4 protein-coding genes are annotated in these 7,563 nt (G+C 64.1%); 2 read left to right on the top strand and 2 right to left on the bottom strand.

The annotated features are described in order from the left end of the window. The first annotated feature begins 1 nt into the window (after position 1). Positions 2 to 2,758 carry a GAF domain-containing protein gene (locus ENJ54_01310; protein HFC08481.1) on the top strand — a complete coding sequence of 919 codons (2,757 nt, stop codon included), beginning with the start codon at positions 2 to 4 and terminating at the stop codon, positions 2,756 to 2,758. An 8-nt stretch (positions 2,759 to 2,766) separates the two neighbouring features. After that, positions 2,767 to 3,462, top strand: a complete 696-nt coding sequence (locus ENJ54_01315) for a response regulator transcription factor (protein HFC08482.1) — start codon at positions 2,767 to 2,769, stop codon at positions 3,460 to 3,462. Between the two features lie 36 nt (positions 3,463 to 3,498). On the opposite strand, the gene ENJ54_01320 is transcribed toward ENJ54_01315, so the two are convergent. Both ENJ54_01320 and ENJ54_01325 read right to left on the bottom strand, forming a co-directional pair. Then, complete coding sequence (locus tag ENJ54_01320) at positions 3,499 to 4,107, bottom strand: hypothetical protein (protein HFC08483.1); 609 nt, start codon at positions 4,105 to 4,107, stop codon at positions 3,499 to 3,501. Between the two features lie 67 nt (positions 4,108 to 4,174). After that, on the bottom strand, positions 4,175 to 7,063 hold the full coding sequence (locus ENJ54_01325; protein HFC08484.1) for an FAD-binding oxidoreductase: 2,889 nt from the start codon (positions 7,061 to 7,063) through the stop codon (positions 4,175 to 4,177). Positions 7,064 to 7,563: the final 500 nt, after the last annotated feature.

Raw genomic sequence — 7,563 nt, forward strand, 5'->3', positions numbered from 1 at the left:
TATGCGCACCCTTTTTTCCCGCTTCGAGACCTCCCCGCGGCTTTCCCGGCGCCGCTTCAACCCGCGGCGCGACCTGGGCATTCGCCTGCTGGCGATTTATGCCCTCTTCGTGCTGCCGCTGGTCGGCATGACGCTCTATTTCGACCGACTGGCAACCCGACGGCTGCATACCGATGTGGAAAGCGCCAACCTTTCGCTGGCAAAAGCCATTGCCGAAGAAACCAACCTCTCTCTCGGCAGTTTCCTGGGCGCCGCCCGCCGGCTGGGTGCCGACCCCGCGGTGCTGCACGGCAACATCGCAGCCATGCAGCCCCTCTTCGAAGCGCTTTCCCAAAGCCGCCCCGAAGTCAACCTGGTCTATCGGCTCAATGCCAAAGGCATTATGATTTACCACTACCCCCGCGGCAGCGACGTCGCCTGGTCCACCATCGGCTTAGACTTCTCCTTTCGGCCTTACTTCCAAAAAGCCCGCAACACCCACCTGCCCTTTTTCTCACGCGGGCGCATTTCTCCTACCACCAACGAGCCGGTGGTGACCGCCATCATGCCCCTCTGGGAAGGCAACACCTTCCAGGGTGTGCTGGGCATCAACGTCAGCCTGAACGCCCTCAGCCTGGCGCTGCAACAAATTGCGCAAACCCATCCACCCAGCGAAAACTTCACCATCTTCATCGTGGATAGCGAAGGGAACATCGTCGCGTCTTCCAACCTGCAGCACCCCCGCCCCGGCGAAGGCCTGCTCGACAACATCACCGCGCTCGCGCCGGCTTTCGCCGACCTGCCGGGCAGCGACCGCACCACCACCCTGCTCCTCCACGTGCACGACAAAGACACCCTCTACGCCTACACACCCATCCCCTCGGTGAAATGGGGGGTGCTGGTAGGGCGTTCTGCGGCAAGCGCCTTCAACACGGTGAGCGCCTTCCGCCACGCCACCCACCTGGCATTGGTGCTGGTGGTGGTCGCCGGGCTGCTGTTCTGGCTGGCGCTTTCCCGTCAGGTACTGGGGCCGCTGGAAGATCTGGCCGCATACAGCCGCCACATCGGCCAGGAAGGCCCCCACCTGCCGCCAGAACGCCGCACTCTGGAAACCCTCACCCGCCGCACCGACCAGGTCGGCCACCTGGCGCGCACCCTGCTGCGCATGGAAGCCGACATCGCAGCCCGCATGCAAGAACTGCACACCCTGCTGGAAACCAGCGCCGCGGTGGCTTCCACGCTCGACTCGCGCACCGTGCTGGCGCGCATTCTGGCGCAAGTCGAGCGCCTGCTGGATGTCGAAAAATGCGCCATCATCGCGTGGGACGAACAACGCCAGGCCTTCATCGCCAAAGCCAGCCGCGGCCTTTCACCCCAATATGCCGAGCGGCTGGTCATTGGCCGCGATGAATTCAACTCGCTCACCCTGCGTGCCCTGCAAGCCAACCGTCCCCTCCAAATCAGCGACACCGAAACCGACCCCACCGCCACGGCCATCCGCCCGCGAGCGCGTGCGGAAGGCTATCGCGCCGTGCTCGCGGTGCCGCTGCCCACCCAGCACACCCCTCCGGCAGCCCTGGTGGTCTATTACCCCCAGCCCCACACCTTCACCCCGCAGGAAATCGACCTGCTGACCTCCTTCGCCAATCATGCGGCGATGGCCATCGAAAACGCCGCGCTGTTCGCCCGCTCAGACGCCCGCCTGCAGGAACAAACTCGCCGCCTGGAAGCCCTCATTCAATCCATGGGCGACGCGCTGCTGCTGGAAGACCACGCCGGACGGGTGCTTTACGCCAACCGGCGCATGGCCGCGCTGACAGAACTGGCCCCCGAAGACCTGACCGGCACCGAAACCGACCGGGTGGTGCAACGCATTCTCACCCACGCCCCGAACACCGCGGCGGCACGCGCCGCGCTGACACGCGCCGCTACCGAAGGCACCGCCGAAATCAACCTCCGCCTGCGTGGTCGCCTGACCACCTGGCAGGTGCAGATCTTCTCCGTCACCGACTCTCAGGGCGTGGCCATCGGCCACGGCCAGATTTGGAAGGACATCACCGCCGACCGCGAAATCGACCGCATGAAAGCCAGCCTGATGTCCACCGTTTCGCACGAACTGCGCACCCCCTTGGCCGCCATCAAAGGGTATGTCTCCACCCTGCTGGCCGAAGATGTTTCCTGGGACCCGGAAGCCCAGCGCGAATTCCTGCTGACCATTTCCGAAGAAACCGACCGCCTGAGCGACCTGGTGAGCGACCTGCTCGACCTTTCCCGCATCGAAGGGGGAAGCCTGAAGGTGCGACGCGACCTCATCGACCTGGAAGCCCTGATCGCCCGCGCGGCCCAAAGCGCCCATCCTTCCCCCGGCGACAGGCTGGAAGTGGCCTTCCCTCCCAACCTGCCCCCCCTGTTTGCCGACCCTCGCCACATCGAGGTGGTGCTGCGCAACCTCATCGAAAACGCGGTGAAATACGGCGGTGAAGATTCCCCCGTGCGCGTCACGGTGAGCGTGGAAACCGAAGACCTGGTGGTGCGCGTCGAAGACGAAGGCCCCGGCATTCCTCCAGAACACGTGCCCCACATTTTCGAAAGTTTTTACCGCGTCGAGGGGGGGCTGACCCGACAAGCCTCTGGCGCGGGGCTGGGGCTCGCCATTTGCCGCGGCTTCGTGGAAGCCCACGGCGGTAAAATTTGGGTCGAACCCCGCGCCCGGGGCACGTGCATTGCCTTTTCCCTGCCCTTGAACCCACCCGACGATGGTGAAACTTCCCCCGCATAGGAGGTCGTATGGACGCCCAACACCCCACCGTGCTGGTCGTAGACGACGCCAAAAGCCTGCGCGAATTCGTGCGCCGCAACCTGGATGTGCGCGGCTACCGTGTGGTCACTGCCGTCAACGGCGCCGACGCACTGGCGCAATTCCAGTCTCACGAAATCGATCTCGTGATCCTCGACCTCATCATGCCCCAAATGGACGGGCTGGAAGTCATTCGACGGCTGCGGATGACTTCCAACGTGCCCATCATCGTGCTTTCTGCTTTGGGCGAAGAAAGCACGAAAATTCAAGCCCTCAATCGCGGCGCGGACGATTACCTCACCAAACCCTTTGGGGTCGGCGAACTGCTGGCGCGGGTGCAGGCCGTCTTGCGGCGGGCACAACAAACGCCTCAGAAACAGGAAAGCCCGATCATCGTACGCGGCCCCATTGTGCTGGACCGGGAACGCCACGAGGTGGCCATTGACGGCCACCCCATCAACCTGACCCCTACCGAGTTCAGCCTGCTGGAATACCTCATGCGGAATGCAGGCAAAGTGCTACCCCATCGCGCCATTTTGCAGAACGTCTGGGGGCCTGAATACGGTCAAGAGGCCGAATACCTGCGGGTGTATATCGGCCGCCTGCGCCAGAAAATCGAACCCGACCCCAACAACCCCCGCTACCTGCGCACCGAGCGCGGCGTGGGGTATTCATTCAACGCCTGACCTCGTCGGCGCTTTACGCCGCCGTTCCCATCGGGCTCATTCCCCATCCTGCTCCAGCCGCATCCACAGGCGGGTGATTTGCCAGGCAATGCCCAGCATCAAAGCCACCGCCACCACGAACGTGAGGTGAATTGCCCAGGAACCCCCGCGCAGCATCGGCGAAGGCGGGTGCATGACTTGTTCGGTGTGCGCCAGGCTCCACAACAACGCCGTAATGTAGAGCGCGTTAGCAGCAGAAGCCCACGAAGCGGGGAAAAAGGCCAACCCCACCTGCAAAAGCAACCCCGTCACCGCGTAAATCAACCCCAGCCGCCAGCGCGGCTCGGCCAGATACAGCCCATTCCAGTTGGTTTGCATCGCCCACAGGGAAAGCGGCAAATACGTCACCCAGAGGAGCAATCCCGTCCGCCCCCAGGCGCGCGACCAGGCGTGCCAACGTGGTTTACGCAGCGCCAACGCTGCCACGCCCACACCACCGGCCACCAGAAAAGCCGCCAACGCCGCCCACACCCACGCGCCGTGTAAATACACCGTGCGGATGTTTTCGCCCAAAGTGCGCTCAGGCGGGGCCACGGCCATCAAGGCCAGCAGCACACCAAAAAGCACCACCATCCAAAACCAGGGGGAACGCCGCCAGGACGCCATCACACAACCTCCATTTTTTATCTACACATTGGGCACGGGGCACACCCATGTCGCGCCGACGCCCTGACTAACCTTCGAGCCGCCGCGCCAGAAGCACCAAGGGGTGATCCGCGTGGTGGCCGGTGCCGTGTTCGATTTGGGCGCGGCACGATGTGCCGGGAGCAACCACCGCGCGTGCTTCTCCCGCTTCCCGCACCGCGGGGAACAGCACGAGTTCGCCAATCTTCAGCGAAAGGTCGTAGTGCTCGGCCTCGTAGCCAAACGCGCCAGCCATGCCGCAGCACCCGCTGGGGATGATTTCCACCGGCACGCCCGCGGTTTCCAGCATCGCGGCGGTGGCCTCTTGCCCCACAGGCAGGCCGTCGTCGGCGGGCGGGCGGGCTTTCTGATAGCAATGGCCGTGCAACAGCACCGGCTCGCCTTCCCACGGGGGCGCGCCCTGCCACAGCGCAGGCCAGCCCGCGTGGCGGGCCAGGAATTCGTCCACCAGCCAGGCGCGCTTCGCCAAAGCCGCCACATAGGGGTCGTGGGGCAGCAAGTCCGGGTATTCGTCCTGCAGGGTGTAGATTTCCGACGGCTCCGCGCCCACCACGGGCAGGCGGCCTTCAGGGTCGAGGCGGCGAATGGCCGCGACCACGGCCTGGGCTTCGGCTTTGGCCTGGGTGAGAAAGCCCTTGGAAACCAGCGGGCGCCCCGCGCCCAAATGCGGCACCACCGCTACCCGCTCGCCCAGGGCATCCAGCAGGCGCAGGGTCGCGCTTTCCACCTCTGGCTCAAAGTAACGCGTGAAGGGATCTGCCAGATACAGCACCGTGGGCTGCTCGGCCTGCGGGCGGTGTGCAGGCGCGCGGCGAGGCAACGGCAGTTCACGCTGGGGCGCGATGCCTAAACTGCGAGCGACCAGCGTCCGCAGGGGCTTCCAATTGGCTATGCGAAGCAAGGGCGCCAGTGGCCATAAGAACCGCGCTGCCGAGCCGAAATAGCCGAAGAACCAATCCCGCAGTTTCCGCGCGTGGTGCTGGTAGTAGCGGTGCAGGAATTCGTACTTCAACTTTGCCATATCTACGCCCGAGGGGCATTCCGAGCGGCAGCCTTTGCACGCAACGCACAAATCCAGCGCGCGGTACGCGGCTTCCTCCGCAGCGGGCAAATGGCCTGCAATCATCGCACGCAGCAGGTTGGCGCGGCCGCGGGTGCTTTTGTCTTCGTCGCGGGTGGCCTGGAACGTCGGGCACATCAGGCCATCGGTCTTGCGACACACGCCTGCACCGTTGCACGTCTCAATGGCGCCCACCACCCCACCGCTGGACGAAAAGTCCATCACCGGCGTCCAGCCCTGGGGCGCGTAATCCTCGCCGTAGCGCAGGTGGGTATCCATGCGGGGCGCGTCTACGATTTTGCCAGGGTTGAGGATGTTCTCCGGGTCGGCCGCAGCCTTGAGTTTTCGGAACCAGCCCATGATTTCCGGGCCAAATGCGGCTTCCAGGAACTCGCTGCGCGCCAGACCGTCGCCGTGTTCCCCGCTGGGCACGCCGCCCAGTTGGATGCCGGCTTCCATCGCGGCCCGGGCAATGGCGCGCAGTTTGCCGCGGTCGCGGGTGTCCTTCAAATTCAGCGCAGGCCGAATGTGCAGACACCCCGCGGAAGCGTGCGCGTAAAATTCGGCTTCGGTGCCAAATTCCCGCATAATCTCCTGCACCGAGCGGACGAAATCCCCCAGGTGCTCCACCGGCACGGTGATGTCTTCCATAAAAGAGATGGGCTTGGCATCGCCGTGGCGGGCCATCAGCAGCCCCAACCCCACCTTACGCACCTGCCACACGTGGGACTGGGTCTCATCGTCCAACGCTAAAAAGCCCTCGCCGCTCAGCGCGCGAGCCTGCGCCTGAGCCAGCCGCGGGTCGTCTGCGGCAAATTCCACAATGAGCAGCGCCGCAGGGTCGCCCGCGGGCAGGAAATCCAGCAAAGACGCGTACGCAGGCGCGCTGCGGGCGGCTTCCCAAATGCTCTTGGGCAGCAGTTCCACCGCGGAAGGCGCATAAGAAAGCAAGCGGGGTGCGTCGTCGCACGCGGCTTCCACCGTAGGGTAAGGCAAAATCGCCAGCGCGGTGTGGCGGGGCTTGGCTACCAGGCGCACCGTCGCGCGGCGCATCACAGCCAGCGTGCCCTCGGAACCCGCGAGAAGCGCCTGCAGAGGCACCTTCCCCGCGGGCACGGGCGGATACGGCAGGTCGCGGTCATACCACTGGGGCGGCCGGGAAGGCGCCCAGGGCAACAGGTAGTTGAGGCTGTACCCCGACGCGCGGCGCCAGACCTTAGGCCAATGGCTTTGCAGGGTTGCCGCGGTTTCCCGCTGGCGCAACTCATTGGCTATACGAAGCAAGCGGGCCATCGTGGGGTTGGATGGCTGCGCGTCGGGAGCGATGGGCGCGAGTTCCCCCACAGTGCCGTCGGCGAAAACAACCTCGGCCTGCAAGAGATGGTCAGCCGCCATGCCGTAAAGAATGGAATGCGCGCCAGTGGCGTTGTTCCCCACCACGCCGCCCACGGTGGCGCGCTCCGCGGAAGCCGGGTCGGGGCCGAACTGCAGGCCATAGGCTTCTGCCTGCTCGTTGAGGGTTTTCAGCACCACGCCAGGCTGTACGGTCGCGGTGCGGGCTTCGGCGTCAATAGCAATCACCCGGTCGAGATGCCGCGACAAATCCAAAATCACGGCCTCGCCCACGGCCTGACCGGCCAGGCTGGAGCCCGCGCCGCGCGGCAGAATGGGCACACGATGCTCGGCCGCGAGCGCCACAAAGGCCGTGAGTTCGTCTTCGTCTCGGGGGAAGCCAACGGCCAACGGCGGAATTTGATAAATCGAGGCGTCCGTGCTGTAGAGATACCGGGAAACCGGATCATCATGGACGACCAGGCCGCGTTTGCGGGCAGAGGAGAGAAAGTCGGGGAGGGGCATGGGGAAATTAGGAGTTAGGAGTTAGGAGTTAGGAATTTGTGACCCGTCCTGAATATAGTTTACACTGACAACAGGTAAACTCACCCAAAAAGGACGGCATATATGGGTACGACCAAAATCAAACGTTACAGTGAAAGTTTCAAGCGCCAGGTTGTACGCGAGTACGAAGAAGGCGCAAGCGCCCATTACCTGAAGCAATGGAGCAACGCATCAAGGAACTCGAAGGGGCGCTCGCCGAGGCGGTGCTGGATGCCAGGATGTTTGAAGCCATCGTGGACGCGGCGAGTAAGCACTTCAACACGGATCTAAAAAAAGCCTTCGGCAACAGGTCATAGCCTGGGTCACAGGGCAATATGGCGTGCCGACTTACCAGGCCTGCCAATGGTTTGGGGTCACGCCTCAGGCCTATTACCAGGCCCGGAAGCGAGACCTGCGGAAGGAAGCCGAAGCCCAACTGATTCTCGCCTTGGTGCGAGAGATACGGAAACGCCACCCTCGCA

It is taken from the genome of Chloroflexota bacterium, assembly GCA_011322445.1.
Classification (GTDB): domain Bacteria; phylum Chloroflexota; class Anaerolineae; order Anaerolineales; family DRMV01; genus DRMV01.